Source organism: Sulfitobacter sp. PR48, assembly GCF_028807335.1.
GTDB lineage: Bacteria > Pseudomonadota > Alphaproteobacteria > Rhodobacterales > Rhodobacteraceae > Sulfitobacter.
Genome location: NZ_JARAMM010000003.1, coordinates 116,843 through 136,731 on the forward strand (window position 1 = coordinate 116,843; position 19,889 = coordinate 136,731).

The 19,889-nt window shown below is 61.2% G+C and carries 20 protein-coding genes; 11 read left to right on the forward strand and 9 right to left on the reverse strand.

What is annotated here, in order from left to right:
* Positions 1-36: 36 nt before the first annotated feature.
* The 7 genes from PVW51_RS05235 to PVW51_RS05265 all read left to right on the forward strand — a co-directional run bounded on the left by PVW51_RS05235 (position 37) and on the right by PVW51_RS05265 (position 5,424).
* Positions 37-390, forward strand: coding sequence for an MmcQ/YjbR family DNA-binding protein (locus PVW51_RS05235; RefSeq protein ID WP_274573872.1), 354 nt, complete (start codon positions 37-39; stop codon positions 388-390).
* A gap of 89 nt (positions 391-479) precedes the next feature.
* Entirely contained in the window at positions 480-1,400 is a 921-nt protein-coding gene (locus PVW51_RS05240; RefSeq protein ID WP_274573874.1) for a manganese-dependent inorganic pyrophosphatase, read from the forward strand.
* Positions 1,401-1,503: 103 nt separating this feature from the next.
* Complete coding sequence (locus tag PVW51_RS05245; protein WP_274573876.1) at positions 1,504-2,376, forward strand: TIGR01459 family HAD-type hydrolase; 873 nt, start codon at positions 1,504-1,506, stop codon at positions 2,374-2,376.
* Between the two features lie 86 nt (positions 2,377-2,462).
* The gene (locus tag PVW51_RS05250; protein WP_114275166.1) at positions 2,463-2,906 is read left to right on the forward strand and encodes a MaoC family dehydratase; all 444 of its coding nucleotides are present in this window, start codon (positions 2,463-2,465) and stop codon (positions 2,904-2,906) included.
* Positions 2,907-2,991: 85 nt separating this feature from the next.
* Positions 2,992-3,924, forward strand: coding sequence for a bifunctional riboflavin kinase/FAD synthetase (locus tag PVW51_RS05255; RefSeq protein WP_269361236.1), 933 nt, complete (start codon positions 2,992-2,994; stop codon positions 3,922-3,924).
* Positions 3,921-4,385 (forward strand): YcgN family cysteine cluster protein, encoded by a 465-nt coding sequence (locus PVW51_RS05260; RefSeq protein WP_274573877.1) that lies wholly within the window; start codon positions 3,921-3,923, stop codon positions 4,383-4,385. Before PVW51_RS05255 ends, PVW51_RS05260 begins: the two co-directional genes overlap by 4 nt.
* Before the next feature lie 4 nt (positions 4,386-4,389).
* Positions 4,390-5,424, forward strand: a complete 1,035-nt coding sequence (locus tag PVW51_RS05265) for a threonine aldolase family protein (RefSeq protein ID WP_274573878.1) — start codon at positions 4,390-4,392, stop codon at positions 5,422-5,424.
* Positions 5,425-5,440: 16 nt separating this feature from the next.
* Here the strand turns inward: PVW51_RS05265 and PVW51_RS05270 are convergent, their stop codons facing one another.
* Positions 5,441-6,247 carry an alpha/beta fold hydrolase gene (locus PVW51_RS05270; protein ID WP_274573879.1) on the reverse strand — a complete coding sequence of 269 codons (807 nt, stop codon included), beginning with the start codon at positions 6,245-6,247 and terminating at the stop codon, positions 5,441-5,443.
* Positions 6,244-6,840 (reverse strand): 2-hydroxychromene-2-carboxylate isomerase, encoded by a 597-nt coding sequence (locus tag PVW51_RS05275; RefSeq protein ID WP_269361243.1) that lies wholly within the window; start codon positions 6,838-6,840, stop codon positions 6,244-6,246. The genes PVW51_RS05270 and PVW51_RS05275 overlap by 4 nt, the downstream gene beginning before the upstream one ends.
* 106 nt (positions 6,841-6,946) lie before the next feature.
* Between PVW51_RS05275 and PVW51_RS05280 the strand changes: the two genes are divergently transcribed.
* Positions 6,947-7,978: a ribose-phosphate pyrophosphokinase gene (locus PVW51_RS05280; protein ID WP_114275172.1), complete on the forward strand. Its 1,032-nt coding sequence runs from the start codon at positions 6,947-6,949 to the stop codon at positions 7,976-7,978.
* Positions 7,979-8,067: 89 nt separating this feature from the next.
* On the opposite strand, the gene PVW51_RS05285 is transcribed toward PVW51_RS05280, so the two are convergent.
* The 6 genes from PVW51_RS05285 to PVW51_RS05310 form a co-directional block, all read right to left on the reverse strand.
* Positions 8,068-8,418 (reverse strand): H-type lectin domain-containing protein, encoded by a 351-nt coding sequence (locus tag PVW51_RS05285; protein ID WP_114275173.1) that lies wholly within the window; start codon positions 8,416-8,418, stop codon positions 8,068-8,070.
* A gap of 243 nt (positions 8,419-8,661) precedes the next feature.
* Positions 8,662-9,099, reverse strand: coding sequence for a F0F1 ATP synthase subunit epsilon (locus PVW51_RS05290; protein WP_114275174.1), 438 nt, complete (start codon positions 9,097-9,099; stop codon positions 8,662-8,664).
* 13 nt (positions 9,100-9,112) lie between these two features.
* Positions 9,113-10,537, reverse strand: a complete 1,425-nt coding sequence (gene atpD / locus PVW51_RS05295; RefSeq protein WP_269361248.1) for a F0F1 ATP synthase subunit beta — start codon at positions 10,535-10,537, stop codon at positions 9,113-9,115.
* Positions 10,538-10,556: 19 nt separating this feature from the next.
* On the reverse strand, positions 10,557-11,432 hold the full coding sequence (locus PVW51_RS05300; protein WP_274573880.1) for a F0F1 ATP synthase subunit gamma: 876 nt from the start codon (positions 11,430-11,432) through the stop codon (positions 10,557-10,559).
* A 14-nt stretch (positions 11,433-11,446) separates the two neighbouring features.
* Positions 11,447-12,985, reverse strand: a complete 1,539-nt coding sequence (atpA, locus tag PVW51_RS05305) for a F0F1 ATP synthase subunit alpha (protein WP_269361251.1) — start codon at positions 12,983-12,985, stop codon at positions 11,447-11,449.
* Positions 12,986-13,546 carry a F0F1 ATP synthase subunit delta gene (locus tag PVW51_RS05310; protein ID WP_274573881.1) on the reverse strand — a complete coding sequence of 187 codons (561 nt, stop codon included), beginning with the start codon at positions 13,544-13,546 and terminating at the stop codon, positions 12,986-12,988.
* A gap of 436 nt (positions 13,547-13,982) precedes the next feature.
* Here PVW51_RS05310 and PVW51_RS05315 point away from each other — a divergent pair, with 436 nt between their 5' ends.
* Positions 13,983-15,641 carry a calcium-binding protein gene (locus tag PVW51_RS05315; RefSeq protein WP_274573882.1) on the forward strand — a complete coding sequence of 553 codons (1,659 nt, stop codon included), beginning with the start codon at positions 13,983-13,985 and terminating at the stop codon, positions 15,639-15,641.
* Positions 15,642-15,731: 90 nt separating this feature from the next.
* Here PVW51_RS05315 and PVW51_RS05320 read toward each other — a convergent pair whose 3' ends face one another.
* Complete coding sequence (locus PVW51_RS05320; RefSeq protein WP_274573883.1) at positions 15,732-16,478, reverse strand: methyltransferase domain-containing protein; 747 nt, start codon at positions 16,476-16,478, stop codon at positions 15,732-15,734.
* Positions 16,479-16,542: 64 nt separating this feature from the next.
* Between PVW51_RS05320 and gloB the strand changes: the two genes are divergently transcribed.
* Positions 16,543-17,310 carry a hydroxyacylglutathione hydrolase gene (gloB, locus tag PVW51_RS05325; RefSeq protein ID WP_274573884.1) on the forward strand — a complete coding sequence of 256 codons (768 nt, stop codon included), beginning with the start codon at positions 16,543-16,545 and terminating at the stop codon, positions 17,308-17,310.
* A gap of 234 nt (positions 17,311-17,544) precedes the next feature.
* Positions 17,545-19,866 (forward strand): ATP-dependent Clp protease ATP-binding subunit ClpA, encoded by a 2,322-nt coding sequence (gene clpA, locus PVW51_RS05330; protein WP_274573885.1) that lies wholly within the window; start codon positions 17,545-17,547, stop codon positions 19,864-19,866.
* Positions 19,867-19,889: the final 23 nt, after the last annotated feature.

The window sequence follows — 19,889 nt, forward strand, 5'->3', positions numbered from 1 at the left end:
ATTTCGCCCGCCCTTCCAAGCCGCTATGATCGCTTGATGACCCGTGATGACCTGAATCGATTCTGCGCCGCGATGCCCCAGGCGACCCATGTGGTGCAATGGGGCAATGCGGATGTCTACAAGGTGGGCGGCAAGGTGTTCGCCATCATCGGCTTGGGCGAAAGCGGAGATACCGTGACCTTCAAGGTATCTGAACTGGCATTCGAAGTGCTCTCCGACAGCCCGGGGCTGCGCCCTGCCCCCTACATGGCCTCGCGCGGGTTGAAATGGATCCAGCAATATGGCCAGCCGGGCCTGTCGGATGACAGCCTGCGCGATCATATTGCAGCCTCATACGACATGGTCGTGGCCGGGCTGAGCAAGAAGCGGCGCAGCGAGCTGGGGCTGTGATGCTGCGCCGCAGCATGACGGGGTGACAAGGCAGGGCACTCCCCCTATAAGGCGCGCGAACCCACCGTTTCAATCGCAGGAAAAATTGCATGACAACGCTCGTTTTCGGTCACAAATCACCCGACACCGACAGCACCGGCTCCCCCATCATCTGGGCGTGGTATCTGAACCATGTCCACGGCGTCGACGCCGCCCCCGCCCTGCTGGGCGAGCCCAATACCGAAGCGCTGTTCATGCTGGACCATTGGAAGCTGGACAAACCGCAGATCATCGACGGCGTCAAAGACGACCAGCCCGTCGTGATCGTGGACACCAACAACCCCGCCGAGCTGCCCGACAACATCAACAACGCCGACATCAAGGCGATCATCGACCATCACAAGCTGGTCGGCGGGCTGGAAACCAAGGGGCCGATCCACATCAACATCCAGCCTTTGGCCTGCACCGCGACCATCATGTACAAGGCCATCGGTGACGACATGGCGCAGATGCCAACCGAGATCAAAGGCGCGATGCTGACCTGCATCCTGTCCGACACGCTGGAATTCCGCAGCCCGACCACCACCCCCGAAGACGAGGCCATCGCCAAGGCGCTGGCCAAGGATCTGGGCATCGACATTGCCGAATATGCCGCCAATATGTTCGCGGCCAAGTCGGACGTATCCTCTTTCTCCGAAGCAGAATTGCTGCGGATGGACAGCAAGGAATACGAAGTTGGCGGCAAGCAGTTCCGCGTCTCTGTTCTTGAAACCACCTCGCCCAAGAGCGTCCTGGACCGCAAGGATGCGCTGATGGCCGCGATGCCGGGCGTCGCGACAGAGGACGGCGCCGACCAGGTGCTGCTGTTCGTCGTGGACATCCTGAACGAGGAAGCGACCATGCTGATCCCGAACGAGCTGAGCAAGACCGTTGCCGAGAAAAGTTTTGGTGCCTCCGTCTCCGGCGATACGGTGGTTCTGCCCGGCATCATGAGCCGCAAGAAGCAGATCATCCCGAACCTCAAGGTCTGATTGTAACGGCGGGGGTCGGCACGCCACGCCCGGCCCCTGCGTCACACGGTTTCCTATTCACCGGGAATCGCCTATGGCTGCGGCAATCGCCAAGGAGAATCCCATGAACCGTATCATCACCAGCCTTTCCCAGGTTTCTGCGCAATATGATGCGTTGTTTGTCGATCTCTGGGGCTGCGTGCACAACGGTGTGACGGCCTTTCCCGAAGCGGTGGCAGCGCTTCAGGCCTATCGTGCATCGGGTGGCAAGGTCATCCTGGTGACCAATTCGCCCCGCCCCCGTGCCGGGGTCGAAAAGCAGCTGGTGCATTTCGGCGTACCGCAAGACGCCTGGGATTCCATCGCCACCTCCGGCGATTCCGCGCGCGCCGCTATGTTTCGCGGCACCGTGGGCCAGAAGATCTGGTTCATCGGCCAGCCCGGCGAGGAGAAGTTCTTTGAACCGCTCAGCATCCAGAAAAACCCGATTGAGGTCACACAGGTGCCCCTGGACGAGGCCGAAGGGATTGTCTGTACCGGCCCCAAGGATCCTTTTGCCGACCCCGAGGTCATGCGTCCGGAATTTGAAGCGGCGATTGCCCGCGGCCTGAAACTGCTCTGCGCCAATCCCGACATCGTCGTGGACCGGGGCGAGGAACGCGAATGGTGCGCCGGGGCGCTGGCGCAACTCTACACCGAAATGGGGGGCGAGAGCCTTTATTTCGGCAAACCGCATCCGCCGATCTATGACCTGGCGCGGCGCCGCCTGACCGCCCTCGGCACCGAGGTCCCCGACGACCGGATTCTTGCCATCGGCGACGGTATCCTGACCGACATCAAGGGCGCACAGGGCGAAAACATCGATTCGCTCTTTATCACCGGCGGTCTGGCCGCGAGTGAGACCCAGACCGGCAGGCAGCCGAATCCGGAAGCGCTCAGGGCCTTTCTGGCAAGGGATGTCTACGATCCGACCTATGCAATCGGGTTCCTGCGGTAGAAAAAGACTTGCGTTTCTGCGCCTGCGAAGTAATTAAGTTGCCAGAAGTTCGCTCTTTGCGGCATTTTATTACCTAGGGGGACGGTATGTTGGACAACTTTCCGCGCGGAACCATTGTCATAGAAGACATTGAAATCGGCATGTTCCGCTATATCCGCAAGGAAGTGACCGACGCGGATATCGAGATGTTCGCGACCGTCTCGACCGACCGCAACCCGGTGCATCTGGATGACGATTACGCGCAGGACACCATCTTTCAGGGCCGCATCGCCCACGGGATGCTGACGGCGGGTCTGATCTCTGCCGTGATTGGGGAACAATTGCCGGGGCATGGCACCGTCTATCTTGGCCAGTCGCTGAAGTTCCTGCGCCCGGTGCGCCCGGGCGACGAGGTTTATGCCGAGGTGAAGGTGACCGATATCGACATGTCCAAACGGATCGTCCGGATGGACTGCCATTGTTCGGTCGAGGGCAAGAAGGTCCTGATTGGCGAAGCCACGGTTCTGGCCCCCTCGCGCAAGTTCGACTGAGGCACCGGCACCCCAGCCCGGACTTTTTGGAAGATTGGAATTGGCGTGTCTTGCCCTCCCCCTGAGGGGCGGCTAGGCAAGAGCCATGCAGATCTTGCGCGATTATCAGTTCGTAGAAGCCGCCGACCGGGGCGCAACCGCCGCCATCGGAAATTTCGACGGGGTCCATCGCGGCCACCTGTCCGTGATCGAACTGGCCCGCGCGGCGGCACCGGATGCCCCTTTGGGGATTGTCACATTCGAACCCCACCCGAGAGAGTTCTTTGCCCCCGATGCGCCCCCCTTCCGGCTTATGGGCCGCGTCGCCCGCGCCCACCGGCTGGAGAAGCTGGGCGTCAAGAAGCTCTATGAGCTGGCCTTCAACAAGAACCTTGCCGCGCTGAACCCCGAAGCCTTTGCCGCCGATGTGTTGCGTGACGGGCTGGGGCTGAAGCATGTGGTGGTTGGTGCGGATTTCTGCTTTGGCAAGAACCGTGCCGGCACGGCGCAGGACCTGGAACGGTTCGGCCGCGACATGGGATTTGGCGTGACCATCGCACCCCTTATGGAAAACGACGACAAGACCGTGTCGTCCACCGCGATCCGGCAGGCGCTGACGGACGGCGAACCGCGTGTCGCCGCCGCAATGCTGGGCCATTGGCACCGCATCGAGGGCCCCGTGATCGGCGGTGAACAGCGTGGCCGGGAGCTGGGATATCCAACGGCCAACATGTCCATTGACGGGCTGCATCCGCCTGCTTTCGGGGTCTATGCCGTTCTGGTCGATGTGCTGGAAGGGGCGCACGCCGGATCTTATCACGGCGTGGCAAGCCTTGGCGTCCGGCCCATGTTCGGGCAGAACAAGGCGAACCTTGAAACATTCCTCTTTGATTTCAAGGGCGATCTCTATGACACGCCCCTGTCGATTGCGCTGGTCGATTACCTGCGCGGCGAAGAGAAATTCGACAGCCTTGATGCGCTGATCACCCAGATGGATGCAGACAGCGCCGAGGCACGGCGCATTCTGGCGGCGCTGTGAGCGATCCCATCCTCCGCAACGGCCTGCGTCCCCGGTTCTGGGAGACAACGCCGCTGACGAAAATGACGCCCCGTGAATGGGAGGCGCTCTGCGACGGCTGCGGCAAATGCTGCCTGAACAAGCTTGAGGACGAGGACACCGAGGAAGTCGCCCTGACCCGTGTCGCCTGCCGCCTGCTCGACGATGCCACCTGCCGCTGCGCCCATTACGAGAACCGGCACGAATTTGTCCCCGATTGCATCGTGTTGCGCCCCGACAACCTGGACACCCACGCATACTGGATGCCGCAGACCTGCGCCTATCGGCTGCTGTGGCAGGGCAAGCCCCTGCCCGACTGGCACCCGCTGATCACCGGCACCGCGCAATCCGTGCACGACGCCGGCGTGTCGGTTCAGGGCCGCACTGTTTCGGAATTTGATGTCCCCTTCGAAGAATGGGAAGACCACATCATAGAGGAGTAGCACCGTGTTTTTCAGCTCTGACAACGCCGGTCCCGTGCATCCCGCGATCATGGAGCGGATCGTGGCGGACAACGCCGGGTACCAGATGCCCTACGGCAAGGACACCATCATGGACGAGGTGCGCGACCGGCTGCGCGACATCTTCGAAGCGCCGGAGGCGGCGGTCTATCTGGTGGCCACGGGAACGGCGGCAAATGTGCTGGCGCTGGCGTGTTATGCGCAGCCCTGGCAAACGATCTTCTGCTCCAGCGTGTCGCACATCCATCAGGACGAATGTAACGCGCCCGAATTCTACACCGGCTCGGCCAAGCTGACCCTGGTGGAAACGCAGAGCAAGATGTCGCCCGAAGGTCTGGAGGCCGCGATCTCCGGCCAGAAGCCCGGCAACGTTCATGGCGCTCAGCCGGGGCCGGTCTCCATCACGCAGGTCACCGAACGGGGATCGGTCCACAGCATTGCCGAACTGCAGGCGCTGACGGCAGTGGCCAGGGCGCATGACCTGCCCGTGCACCTGGACGGCGCGCGCTTTGCCAATGCGCTGGTGTCGCTCAATTGTTCCCCGGCGGAAATGACCTGGAAGTCCGGTGTCGACGTGGTCAGCTTTGGCGGCACCAAGAACGGCTGCATGGGTGTGGAGGCGGTGATCTTCTTTGATCCCGAAAAGGCATGGGAGTTCGAATTGCGCCGCAAACGCGGGGCGCATCTGTTTTCCAAGCACCGCTATCTTTCGTCACAGATGGCGGGCTATCTCGCGGATGACCTCTGGCTGCGCATGGCGCGGCAGGCCAATGACAATGCGGCATATCTGGCCGATGGCCTGCGCAAGGCAGGTGCGACCTTCCTGCACGAACCTCAGGCCAACATGATCTTTGCCAGTTGGCCGCGTGCGGTGCACCGCAAGCTGCACGAGGCCGGGGCGCGCTATCACCTCTGGGGCGGCAGCCTTGAAGGGGCGGATGACGAAATGGTCGCTGCGCGCCTTGTCTGCGACTGGTCCCTGCCCCGCGACCAGATTGATGCCTTCCTCAGCCATTTCTAGGCCGGTGCCGTCAGGCTCAGACCGTATCCAGGAATTCCTTCCAGATCGCCGCTGTCTCCCCGGGGTGGCTGATCGGGGCCATATGTCCCGCGCCCGGCACAACAGCCTGCCGCGCATTGCGCATCCGGGCGGCCAGACCGTCATTGGTCGCGATGATTGCGGGATGGGCCTGCTCTCCGCGCAGCACGAGGGTCGGCATACGCGCTGCATCCAGACCGCCCGGTTGCAGTAACCCGCGGTCGTCGTCGTAAAGCACATCGCGGCTGCCCGGCACCACATGAACGCCACGCGTCATTGCGGCACGGGTCCGCTCCGGCAGGCTGTCCCAGGCCGGGGCCTGATCGCTCCACATCCTGTTGAAGACCCGCGCGCCGGCCTCCGCATCACCGCTGTTCATCGCCTTTGTGAAGGGCAGTGAATGGCGTTCGTGGGCGGCAAGGGCGTCAGGCGCATCCTGCCGTGCGATGGCGAAAAAGACCGGTTCGATCACCGTCAGGCTGCGCACCCTTTCGGGATAGGACACCGCGATGCGCAGCGCGGTCATGGCGCCGAAGGAATGGCCGATCACATCCATCGGTGTGTCATCCATCGCGGCAACCGAAGAGGCCACCGCCGTATCGCTCAGGTGGCTGACCCCGTCCCAGTCATCGCTCTTGCCATGGCTGGGCATATCGGGCGCGACAAATGTGACCTCTCCGTCCAGGGCATCGACCATCCCCGCCCATGCGCCGCCAAATGCCAGCGTGCAATGCAGTCCCAGCACCCGGCGCGGACCCTGGCCCAGGGTCCGCACATGGGCGTGGAAGCCGGGTTGTGGGGTCACAGATCGCCTGCAAGATGCAGGTCGATGTCGGCAATCCGGTCCTGCCCCCAGAACCGCTGATCGCCCACGAAATAGAACGGTGCGCCAAAGACGCCGCGCTCCACCGCTTCCTCCAGGTTGCGGGCATAGGTCTCTGCCCCTTCCAGCAGACCGCTGTCCGCCAGTTTGGGGTCGAACCCCGCCTCGGTCAGGCAGGCGCGGATCACATCATCCTCGGCGATGTCCTTTTCCTCGGCCCAGACCGCGCGGGTGATCACATGCGCCAGCTTGCCCAGATCGCCGCCGCCGGCATTTTGCGCCGCGATGAACGCATAGGCCGCGGGCGCCCCATTTGTGGGCCAATGTGCAGGCTGCAGATTAAAGGGCATGCCCAGCTTCTTTGCCTGCCGGACCAGTTCCTGCGCCCGGTATTCGATGCGGCTGATGTGCCGGTCCTTGGGGGCTGTGCCCCCGGTCCGGGCAAAGGCGCTGACGATGTCGAAGGGCTTGTAGTTGATCGTTGCGCCATGTTTCCGGGCCACCTCTTCGAGCCGGGTGCCGGCAAGGTAGCAATAGGGGGACAGTGTCGCGAAAAAGTAGTCGATCTGGGACATTTGGCGTTCCTTGAGGGGCTGATAGCTTGGTGGCACCGTAGCTGCGTGCTAAGCGAGGTTCAACGACACGAATCTGTCATATTCCCGCTGCCACGGAGACCCTCCCATGCCCCGCACTTCCGAGCCCAAGCTTATTTCAGGCAATGCCAACATGCCGCTGGCCAAGGCGATCGCACGGCGGATGTCGCTGCACCGGGGTGTCAACGTGGGGCTTGTCGATGCACGGGTGGAGCGGTTCAACGACGGCGAGATTTTCGTGGAGGTGTTCGAAAACGTGCGCGGCGAGGATATGTTCATCATCCAGCCCACGTCGAACCCGGCCAATGACAACCTGATGGAACTGCTGATCATGGCCGATGCCCTGCGCCGGTCCTCGGCTGCACGGGTCACTGCGGTGCTGCCCTATTTCGGTTACGCCCGGCAGGACCGGCGGACCAAGGCGCGCACGCCCATCACTGCCAAGATGGTGGCAAACATGCTGGTCGGCACCGGGATCGAGCGGGTTCTGACCATGGATCTGCATGCGGCACAGATCCAGGGGTTCTTTGATATCCCGGTGGACAACCTTTATGCCTCTCCGGTCTTTGCGCTGGACATCGCGAATGCTTTCAAGGACCGTATGGACGAGCTGATGATCGTCAGCCCTGATGTGGGTGGCGTGGCGCGGGCGCGCGAATTGGCCAAACGCCTGAACGCCCCGCTGGCCATCGTGGACAAGCGCCGCGAGAAAGCCGGGGAAGTCGCCGAGATGACCGTGATCGGCAATGTGACCGACAAGATCTGCCTGATCGTCGATGACATCTGCGACACTGCCGGCACCCTTTGCAAGGCCGCCGAAGTGCTGCTTGAGAACGGGGCGAAGGAAGTGCATTCCTACATCAGCCACGGTGTCATGTCCGGCCCGGCGGTGGACCGCGTCACCAAGTCGGTGATGAAGTCGCTGGTGATCACAGACAGCATCCAGCCCACGGAAGAGATCAAAAAAGCCGCAAATATCCGCATCGTGCCGACGGCGCCGATCTTTGCCCAGGCGATCCTGAACATCTGGAACGGGACCTCTGTGTCATCGCTGTTCGAGGCCAATACGCTGGGCCCGATCTATGACGGAATGTACGCGGCGGAATACGCCACCCGCTGACCGGACACGCCCGCAACAACTTCGGGTTTGAGCATCTGAGGGCCTTCTGACCCGAGCCCCGGGCGCAGAGATGGGCCGTCACCGGAACGCTATTCGACGTCCCAGTCGCCTTCGTCGCTCAGATGGCCGATGGCAATCCAGGAAATGCGCATCCGCGCGACCCGCGTGTCGCCCCAGGTTCTGAAAACCATGTCGAAACCGGATTTCGTGACGGATTCCGCGCTGATGTCCGCGCGCATGACTGTTGTCGCGTCTAGATCCCACAACGACGGGGAAAGCTGGACCGTGGGCGGCTCCAGATAGGTTTCGGAAAATCGAATATGCCGCCTGCGCTCGCGCTGGCCGCGCCCGGTCCACATCGCCCCCCCGTCTTCGTAATCCGAAAACAGGATGACATCGCCGCTGTCCACACCGGTCGTATGACTTCTTAATCTTTTCATGGGTATATTATGGCCTGAAAGTGGCGTCGATCAAAGCCGGATTATGCGCCTTCAACCCCAGGTATCGGGTTGTTATCACGTCGATTTCCGGCTTCGGGTATTCTGTGTGGCCAACATGGCGTTCAAAGCGGGCCGCTTTGCGACCCAGGGCCGGAAACCCTGATCCCACCGTCTGCCGTTGCCCTGCATCCGGAACAAAAAAGCCCCGCTATTGCAGGGCTTTTCCTTGGAATGTCGATGACGTCAAAGATTTGGTTGCTTTGAAGACAGGCCAATCTCGCCGCCAACCGCCACCATGTCGGCGAGCAGCTTGGCCGCGTCGTCAACCGGTCCCGGCTCGTTCTCGAAGGCTTCCTTTGCCCTGGAATAGACATGGGTGGCCTCTTCGATCATCTCATCGAGATGTTCCTGGGTCATGTCACCCTTGGGCACGGCACGCTCGGCCAGAACCGATACACCACGGCTGCTGATCTCGGCGAAACCGCCGGTTACAACGTATTCCGCCGTGCCTTCCGGCCCTTCGACCGACAACACGCCGGGGCGCAGGGTGGTGATGGTGGGGGCATGCCCCTCCATCGCTGTCATGTCGCCATCGGCACCGGGGATTTGCACGGAGGTGACCTGCAAGGAGGCCAGCCGCCGCTCGGGCGACACCAGATCGAATTGCATTGTGTCTGCCATCAGTCAGGCTCCCTCAGGCTGCTTCAGCAGCCAGTTTTTCGGCTTTCGCCTTCACTTCTTCAATGCCGCCTACCATGTAGAACGCACCTTCCGGCAGGTGGTCATATTCACCGGCCACAACCGCCTTGAAGGACGCAATGGTGTCTTCCAGCGGCACCTGCACACCGTCGGACCCGGTAAAGACCTTGGCCACGTCGAAAGGCTGGCTCAGGAAACGTTCGAGTTTACGGGCGCGGGCAACGGTCATCTTGTCGTCTTCGGACAGTTCGTCCATGCCGAGGATCGCGATGATGTCCTGAAGCGACTTGTAGCGCTGCAGGATCTGCTGCACGTCGGTCGCAACCTTGTAGTGTTCCTGACCGATGATCTGCGGATCCAGCAGGCGCGAGGTGGAACCCAGCGGGTCCACAGCCGGATAGATACCCTTTTCAGAGATCGCACGGTCCAGAACGGTTGTCGCGTCAAGGTGCGCAAAGGATGTCGCTGGCGCGGGGTCGGTCAAGTCATCCGCAGGCACGTAAACGGCCTGAACGGAGGTGATCGAACCGTTCTTGGTCGAGGAGATGCGTTCCTGCATCTGGCCCATGTCGGTCGCCAGCGTCGGCTGGTAACCCACCGCCGAAGGAATACGGCCGAGCAGAGCCGAAACCTCGGAGCCCGCTTGCGTGAAGCGGAAGATGTTGTCGACGAAGAACAGAACGTCGGAACCGGATTCGTCGCGGAACTGTTCGGCCAGGGTCAGGCCGGACAGGGCAACACGCATACGCGCACCGGGAGGCTCGTTCATCTGACCGTAGACCAGCGCAATCTTGGATTCCTGCAGGTTGTCAGGGACGATAACGCCGGATTCGATCATCTCGTGGTACAGGTCGTTGCCCTCACGGGTACGTTCGCCCACGCCCGCGAAAACGGACAGGCCCGAGTGCACCTTGGCGATGTTGTTGATCAGTTCCATGATCAGAACCGTCTTGCCCACGCCGGCACCGCCGAACAGACCGATTTTACCACCCTTGGTGTAGGGGGCCAGCAGGTCGATCACCTTGATGCCTGTGGTCAGGATTTCGGTTTCGGTGGACTGCGCGTCAAACGAGGGCGCTTCGCCGTGGATGGCGCGGGTCTCGTCGGTTTCGACCGGGCCCTTTTCGTCAACCGGCGCGCCGGTCACGTTCAGGATGCGGCCCAGTGTGGCCTTGCCGACGGGCACCTGGATGGGGGCGCCGGTGTCGGTGACCTTGCCGCCGCGCACGAGGCCTTCGGTGGCGTCCATCGCGATGGTCCGCACGGTGTTTTCGCCCAGGTGTTGTGCCACTTCGAGAACCAGCGTCTTGCCCTGGTTTTCGGTGTGAAGGGCGTTCAGGATCTCGGGCAGGTTGTCTTCGAACTGCACGTCAACGACGGCGCCGATGACCTGAGTAATTTTGCCGACTGCTTGTGCCATGTCGTTTCTCCGATATTGCTTACAGCGCTTCCGCGCCGGAAATGATTTCGATCAGCTCGTTCGTGATGACGGCCTGACGGGAACGGTTGTATTCGATTGTCAGGTCTTCGATCATCTCGCCCGCGTTGCGTGTGGCGTTGTCCATGGCGGACATGCGCGCGCCCTGTTCAGAAGCGGCATTCTCCAGCAGACCCGAGAAGATCGCCGTGGCGACACCGCGCGGCAGAAGATCGGCCAGAATGGCCTCTTCGCTCGGCTCGTAATCGAACAGGGTGCTGGCGCTGTCGGCCTCGCCCTCTTCGAAAGTTGCCGGGATGATCTGCCTGGCCTGCGGGACCTGGCTGACCACGTTCACGAATTCCGCAAAGAACAACGTGGCGACATCGAATTCGCCCGCGTCGAACCGGTTCAGAACGTCCTTGGCAATGCCCTGTGCGTCGGCGTAGCTCAGGCGCTTCACCTCTGACAGATCGACATGGCCGACCAGGTGTTTGCCAAAGTCGCGGCGCAGCTGGTCACGGCCCTTTTTACCGACGGTGAGGATTTTCACCTCTTTGCCGACGCCGAGCAGCTTTTGCGCGTGTACCTTGGCCTTCTTCACGATGTTCGTGTTGAAACCGCCGCACAGCCCCCGCTCTGACGTCATGACGATCAGCAGGTTCACCTTGTCCGACCCGGTGCCTGTCAGCAGCTTGGGAGCGCTGTCGCTGTCGCCAACCGAAGCCGCCAGCCCCGCCATCACGGCATTGAACCGTTCGGCATAGGGGCGTGACATTTCGGCAGCCTCCTGCGCGCGGCGAAGTTTCGCCGCGGCAACCATTTGCATGGCCTTGGTGATCTTGCGGGTCGATTTGACCGACGAGATCCTGTTTTTAAGGTCCTTGAGATTTGCCATTGGCTTATCTCTCCTTAAGCGAAGTCTGCGGCGTAAGCGTCGAGCGCAGCTTTGATCTTGTCTTCCAGCTCGTCTTTCACCTTGCGGTCATTGTTGGTGATGTCCTTGAGCAGATCGGCGTTCTTGGAACGCAGGTGCGACAGGAGCCCCTGTTCCCAGCGACCAACTTCGGTGACTTCCAGCTTGTCGAGGTAGCCATGTGTACCGGCGTAGATGACGCAGACGATTTCCGCGTTCGACAGCGGCGAATACTGCGGCTGTTTCATCAGCTCGGTCAGACGCGCACCGCGGTTCAGCAGGCGCTGGGTGGCGGCATCGAGGTCGGAACCGAACTGCGCAAAGGCAGCCATTTCGCGGTACTGAGCCAGCGACAGTTTCACCGGACCGGCAACCGAGGACATCGCTTTGGTCTGGGCCGAGGACCCAACGCGCGACACCGACAGACCGGTGTTCACGGCGGGGCGGATGCCCTGGTAGAACAATTCGGTTTCCAGGAAGATCTGGCCGTCGGTGATCGAGATCACGTTGGTCGGAATAAAGGCCGACACGTCGCCGCCCTGGGTTTCGATGATCGGCAGCGCCGTCAGCGAGCCGTTGCCAGCGTCGTCGCCCAGCTTGGCCGAACGCTCCAGCAGACGGGAGTGCAGGTAGAAAACGTCGCCCGGATAGGCTTCACGGCCCGGCGGGCGGCGCAGCAGCAGGGACATCTGGCGGTAGGACACGGCCTGTTTGGACAGGTCATCATAGACGATCAGGGCGTGACGGCCGTTGTCGCGGAAGAATTCCGCCATCGCTGTCGCGGCATAGGGTGCCAGGAACTGCATCGGCGCGGGCTCGGACGCGGTTGCGGCAACAACGATGGAATAGGCCATCGCGCCGGTGTCTTCGAGCTTTTTGACCAGCTGGGCCACGGTGGACCGCTTTTGACCAATCGCAACGTAGACGCAGTACATCTTCTTGCTTTCGTCGCCCTCTGCGGCGTCGTTGACCTGCTGCTGGTTCAGCATCGCGTCAAGCGCGACGGCGGTCTTGCCGGTCTGACGGTCACCGATGATCAATTCACGCTGGCCACGGCCAATCGGGATCATGGAGTCAACGGCCTTGAGGCCGGTTGCCATCGGTTCATGCACCGATTTACGCGGGATGATGCCCGGCGCCTTCACATCGGCAACGCCGCGCTGCTTGGCGTTGATCGGGCCCTTGCCGTCGATCGGGTTACCCAGACCGTCCACAACCCGGCCCAGCAGTTCGTTGCCAATCGGCACGTCCACGATGGAGTTGGTCCGCTTGACGGTGTCGCCTTCCTTGATGTCCCGGTCGGAACCGAAGATCACGACGCCGACGTTGTCGGATTCAAGGTTCAGGGCCATGCCCTGAATGCCGCCGGGGAATTCAACCATCTCACCGGCCTGAACATTGTCCAGCCCGTAGACGCGCGCAATACCGTCACCGACGGACAGCACACGACCGACTTCGGCAACCTCGGCCTCTTGGCCGAAATTCTTGATCTGGTCCTTCAGGATTGCAGAAATCTCTGCGGCTTGGATACCCATTTATCCGACCTCTTTCATTACGTTCTGGAGGGAATTGAGCTTAGAGCGGATCGACGTGTCGATCATCTTGGAGCCCACTTTGACGATAAGACCGCCGATGAGGCTCTCATCAACGGTCGATTGAAGTGTTACGGCTTTGCCGGTGTTCGCGGTCAGCGATTTTGCCAGCTTGTCAGATTGCGTCTTTGTCAGCGCCTTGGCGGAGGTCACCTCGACAGTGACTTCACCCTTGTCCTCGGCGATCTGGGCGCGCAGCGTCTTGACCAGCTGGGGCAGGACGAACAAACGCCGCTTTGTCGCCATCAGCGACAGCGTGTTGGTCATGATCGGGGACAGTTTCATCTTCTTGGCAATTGCGGAAATCGCAGCGCCCTGCTGGTCACGGGTATAGACCGGCGAATGGATCAGGTTGCGGAAATCTTCGCTGTCATTCAGCGCGTCGCTCAACGCGTCCAGGTCGGCTTCGATGCCTTTGACCTTTTTGCCATCCTTGGCCAGATCATAGACCGCCGAGGCGTAGCGCTGTGCGATACCGGTGGAAATCGAAGCTGTTTCGGACACGTCCATCCTCTCAAAAATCTGTCCGGATATGCGAAAGAAGTCGCGTCACCGGTTCGTTGGCGCGGCTTGAATAGGCTCAAGACGTCTAAATCAGGTGCCATGTAGCAGAGCACTTCCCTGCCCGCAACACAGTATAGTGCGGCTTTATGACCTGCATATCCCTTTATTTAGGACACGGATAGCACTCTGCGTTTTTTTGCGGGTCGCGCCCTGGTCGTTTGTTCAAACCATGGGCGGGGCGGCGAATCTCCTTGCGGCCTCCGGGGTGCGGCCCGGCGCTGCAACCCCATGATGCGCCGGGTTCGCGATAGTCCGCACTGATCTGCAGCAATTGTTTCATCGGGGGCAACGACTTGCCCGGTTTTTGGCCAGGCATTTGACAGAGGGTCGCTTATCGGTTGCCATGCTCTCGCCTGTTTTGTTTTAGGGGATTCCCATGCTTGGTCTCACACTTCTGCCGCTGCTCGGTGTTGGCCTTTTGCTGATGGCTTTGAACAATGACGACGACACGGTGGACACGCCCGATCCGGTGGAACCGCCCGAAACGCCAGGTGAACCCACTGAGGGCAGTGTCTTCAACGGGACTGCTGACGATGACCAGATTGAGGTCCACGTTGACAATGCGACCGTAAACGGCGGTGCAGGTGACGATGAACTGATCACGGACAGCCGGTACGATGGGAACGTCCTGAATGGCGACGCGGGAAATGACACCATCGCAAGTTTCGGTTCATCCACAGCCAACGGTGGTATCGGAGACGACAGGCTGTCCGGCAGCGGCACCCTCAATGGCGGTGCCGGGGACGACGAGCTGATCTACTATTCGGGTGCCCATGCGGACGGGGGCGAAGGCAACGATTTCATCCGAGCAGCTTCCGGTCTTTCCGGTAGCGGGCCAGTCACGGTAAATGGCGGTGATGGTGACGACACCATTGGGATCGCAGTCACTGAATATACCGATCCGGAGGAAGGCGCCCTGCGCAGTTTCAGCGGCGGCGCGGGCAATGATACCTTTGCGTTCAGCTACAACTCGGCTGATACCGATATCGGGCTGATTGCCCGGATCGAGGATTTCGACCCCGCGCAGGACAGGCTGGAACTGGACCTGCTGGGCGGGCAATTGGCGCATTCGTCCCATCTGCAATTGAACGACGTCACCTTCGCCGAGGCGGATGACGGCAGCTATACCGACCTGATCCTTTCCATCACCGCTGAACGATCCGATGAAGCCAGCGACGTTTCCATAAGACTGGAAGGTGTCGCAGGTCTGACGATGGACAATCTGACCTTTGTCGACCCAAACGGAGAAGTGCTGAACCCGGGGTTTGACGATGCAACTGGCACCGATGACAGCGGCGTGAGTGTCGTGAGCGGCACCTACAACACGCTTGGCGGTGGCAATGACACAGTGACCGGGGATGGCGGCGGCGCGTTTACGCAACTCGGCGATGGCGACGATCTGTACCAGGTCGATGGCGCCCAAAACAGCACCGTGAGCGGCGGTGATGGCAATGACACCATCGAAGCCGGTCCGGCCGGTGGCAATGCGCTTTATCTGGGTGGCGCAGGCGATGATGTGCTCAGCGTCGATCACGACACGGCAGAGGTGTCGGGCGGAACCGGTGACGACACAGTATTGATTGGTGGCGACGACATTTTGGCTGATGGTGGCTCTGGTGACGATGTGTTCATAGCGCAGGAAGGGTCTGGACCGGATGTGTTGTTCCGGGGTGGCACCGGGTCGGACAGTTTTACCATTCGTGCAGGCCAGACAGCCATTGATACCCCTGACCTCAGCGATGGTACGTTCGTCGTGAACATCGCCGAGGATGAAGTGACCAACGGTTTCGCAACAATTTTAAAACCGGCAGGTGGGTCCAGTATTCTGCTGAACATCGATCCAGCGATCGAAGGGGACATTAACGTCGTAACATACAGTTACGAGAGCCCCCTGGGAGAACCATTGCAAGAGTTTGCGATCTTCGTGGGTGACACACAGGTGCTGCAATTGACTACAGCGCCCATTGGGTCAAACGAGACGATCTATGCGAACGAAAACTTCGACTTCGACATCAACCGCGCAGGCGCGGCGTAGCGGGTTCGGGCTGCAGGGTGAGGTGTTAACAGGGATGCCGTGATGTTGGGGCCGCACCAGCGGCAGCCCAGCCCAGGTTTTTTCAGACCCCTAGGTCCGGGCGCTGCCCACGGCGGGCTCGGTGAGCCCGTCCAGCACGCTGATGCGCTTGCGGTTCCTTTGCGTCCGGCCCTTGGGCGGATAGACCAGCTTTGTGGCCTCCACCATGAATGCGCCCCCGGCAAAGATGGTCGGCACGTGCCGACCGATCCGTTCGAACAGGCCGGAGGATTTCATCCAGATACGTTGCTGCGAGGGGATCTGGTAAAGCGCGCCGACCTGGCGCTCAGGCAGAAACTGATGCTTGCGCAGCTGCGCGTCGAGCTGCCCCGGCGAATAGGGTCGCCCATAGCCGAAAGGCGTCCGGTCCCGCCGCGCCCAAAGCCCGGCGCGGTTCGGCACGATGAACAGCGCCTTGCCCCCCGGCCCCAGCACCCGCCAGCATTCCTCCAGCAAGTCCGAGGGCCGCTCTGACGTTTCCAGTCCGTGCAGCAATACCAGCTTGTCCACATGCCCGGTCTCGATCGGCCAGAGCGTTTCCTCGGTCAATACGGAGGTATTCGGCATGCCCGCAGGCCAGGGCATCACCCCCTGCGGTCCGGGCATCAGCGTCATTACCCGTCGCGCATCGCTCAGGTAGGGGCGCAGCAGCGGCGCGGCAAAGCCGAAGCCCACCACGGTCTGGCCCTTGGCCTCCGGCCACAGCCCCAGCATCCGGGTGCGCAGGGATTTCTGCGCCGCACGCCCCAACGTGCTGCGGTAGTAGAAATTACGCAGGTCCTGAACATCAAGATGCATTGCAGCCCATCGTCGTGAATGTCACTCTGGCCCTGACCTTACCAACAGGAGAGAGGAATACACCATGCCCTTTGATCTGATTACAATTCCCTGCCTGTCCGACAACTATGCATACCTGCTGCATGACGAGGCCACCGGCGAGACTGCCTGCATCGACGTGCCCGAAGCAGGCCCGATCAAGGCGGCGCTTGAGGATCACGGCTGGACCCTGTCGCAGGTGTGGCTGACGCACCATCACTGGGACCACGTCGATGGGCTGGCCGACCTGCTGGCGGATCACCACGCCTCTGTCGTGGGTGCGGCGGCCGACGCCCACCGGATGCCGGAGCTCAATGTCCCGGTAAAGGAAGGCGATACCGTCAAGCTGGGCAGCCTCACCGCGCATATCCTGGAGGTATCGGGCCACACGGTTGGCCATATTGCCTTTTATGTGCCGGGTGCCAGCGCCGCCTTTACTGCCGACAGCCTGATGGCGCTTGGCTGTGGCCGCCTGTTTGAAGGAACGCCCGCGCAAATGTGGGATTCCATGCAGAAACTGATGAAATTGCCCGGCGATACGACCATCTGTTCAGGGCATGAATACACCGCATCCAACGCAAAATTTGCGCTGACTGTTGATCCGCAGAATGACGCTCTTATATCAAGGGCCAAGGCCGTTGAGGACGCCCGTGCCAAGGGTCAGCCAACGGTACCATCGCAACTCTCAACCGAACTCCAAACCAATCCCTTCCTGCGCCCCGCCGACCCCGGCATTCGCGCGAACCTGGGGATGCCAGACGCTTCGGACAGCGACGTCTTTGCCGAAATTCGCAAGCGCAAGGACAATTTCTGATCGGGCGCGCCGCTGCGTTGCATGTGCAATGCCCTGGACCGCTCCGATCCGTCAGCAAACCTGCCGCATCTGACGCCAAAACAACGCTATCACGGTCTTTGTGAAGAGAATTTTCAAGAAAATGCTTGAAGCCGGGCCATGATCAACCAAACTCTAATACTATGAGGCCATGGTCGGACCGGGGCCCTGTTATTCCACAGCCCCCTGCCGACCCCGATCGAAAAGGAGCACCTCGTGCCTTCATTCTCGAATACGCTTGAGCAAGCAATTCATGCAGCGCTGGCCCTGGCCAATGCCCGCCGCCACGAATTCGCGACTCTGGAACACCTTTTGCTGGCCCTGATCGACGAACCCGATGCCGTCCAGGTGATGAAGGCATGTTCGGTCGATGTTTCCGAACTGCGCGACACGCTGGTCGAATTCGTGGACGAGGACCTGAGCAACCTTGTCACCGATGTCGACGGCTCCGAAGCCGTGCCGACAGCCGCCTTCCAGCGCGTGATCCAGCGTGCCGCAATCCATGTCCAGTCGTCCGGCCGGACCGAGGTGACGGGCGCGAATGTGCTGGTCGCCATCTTTGCGGAACGTGAATCAAACGCCGCCTATTTCCTGCAGGAGCAGGACATGACCCGCTACGACGCGGTCAACTACATCGCGCATGGCGTGGCCAAGGACCCCGCCTATGGCGAGCAGCGCCCGGTGGCCGGCGCGCCGGAGCATGAGGAAGAACCCCAGGGCGTGACCGAGGGCGACAAGAAGGAATCCGCACTCGCCAAGTATTGCGTGGACCTCAACGCCAAGTCGCGCGAAGGCGACATCGACCCGCTGATTGGCCGCGAGGCCGAAGTGGAGCGTTGCATTCAGGTGCTGTGCCGCCGCCGCAAGAACAACCCGCTTCTGGTGGGTGACCCCGGTGTGGGCAAGACCGCCATCGCCGAAGGGCTCGCGCGCAAGATCGTCGCGGGCGAGACGCCGGAAGTGCTCTCCAAGACCACCATCTATTCGCTCGACATGGGTGCTTTGCTGGCCGGAACCCGGTATCGCGGCGATTTCGAGGAACGGTTGAAAGCCGTGGTTTCGGAACTTGAGGCGCATAAGGACGCCGTCCTTTTCATCGACGAGATTCACACCGTGATCGGTGCGGGCGCGACTTCGGGCGGTGCGATGGATGCCTCCAACCTGCTGAAGCCCGCGCTTCAGGGGGGCAAGCTGCGCACCATGGGCTCCACCACCTACAAGGAGTTCCGCCAGCACTTCGAAAAGGACCGCGCGCTGAGCCGCCGGTTCCAGAAGATCGACGTGAACGAACCTTCGGTCGATGACGCGGTGAAGATCCTGCGGGGCCTGAAACCCTATTTCGAGGATCACCACTCGGTCAAATATACCTCCGACGCGATCAAGACGTCGGTGGAACTGGCACACCGCTATATCAACGACCGCAAACTGCCGGATTCGGCCATCGACGTCATTGACGAGGCCGGTGCAGCCCAGCATCTGGTCGCTGCCTCCAAGCGCCGCAAGACCATCGGCACCAAGGAGGTCGAAGCCGTGGTGGCCAAGATCGCCCGCATCCCGCCCAAGAACGTGTCCAAGGATGATGTTGTGGTGCTGAAGGATCTGGAAGCCTCGCTCAAACGCGTGGTCTTTGGCCAGGACAAGGCGATCGAGGCGCTGTCCTCTGCCATCAAGCTGGCCCGTGCGGGCCTGCGCGAACCGGAAAAGCCCATCGGCAACTATCTCTTTGCCGGGCCGACCGGTGTCGGCAAGACCGAGGTGGCCAAACAGCTGGCGGATACGCTGGGTGTGGAACTGCTGCGCTTCGACATGTCTGAATACATGGAGAAACACGCGGTCTCCCGCCTGATCGGCGCGCCTCCAGGCTATGTCGGCTTTGACCAGGGCGGCATGCTGACCGATGGTGTCGACCAGCACCCGCACTGCGTGCTGCTGCTGGACGAGATGGAAAAGGCGCACCCGGATGTCTACAACATCCTGTTGCAGGTGATGGACCACGGCAAGCTGACCGACCACAACGGCCGGACGGTGGATTTCCGTAATGTGGTGCTGATCATGACCTCCAACGCGGGTGCCGCTGAACAGGCCAAGGAAGCCATCGGGTTTGGCCGCGACCGCCGCACAGGCGAGGATACGGCGGCAATCGAACGCACCTTCACGCCGGAATTCCGCAACCGTCTGGATGCGGTGATCAGCTTTGCACCGCTGCCCAAGGAGGTGATCCTGCGTGTGGTCGAGAAGTTCGTGCTGCAGCTTGAGGCACAGCTGATGGACCGCAACGTGACCATCGAGCTCAGCAAGAAGGCCGCCGAATGGCTGGCCGACAAGGGCTATGACGACAAGATGGGTGCGCGCCCGCTGGGCCGCGTGATCCAGGAACACATCAAGAAGCCGCTGGCCGAAGAACTGCTGTTCGGCAAGCTGGCCAAGGGTGGTGTCGTCAAGGTCGGCGTCAAGAAGGAAGAACTGTCGATCGAGGTTCTGGGGCTGGAAAACAAGCGTCTTTCGGGCAACAAGCCCCCGCTCCTGACCGCCGAGTGACAGGTACGACGATCTAGTCAAAA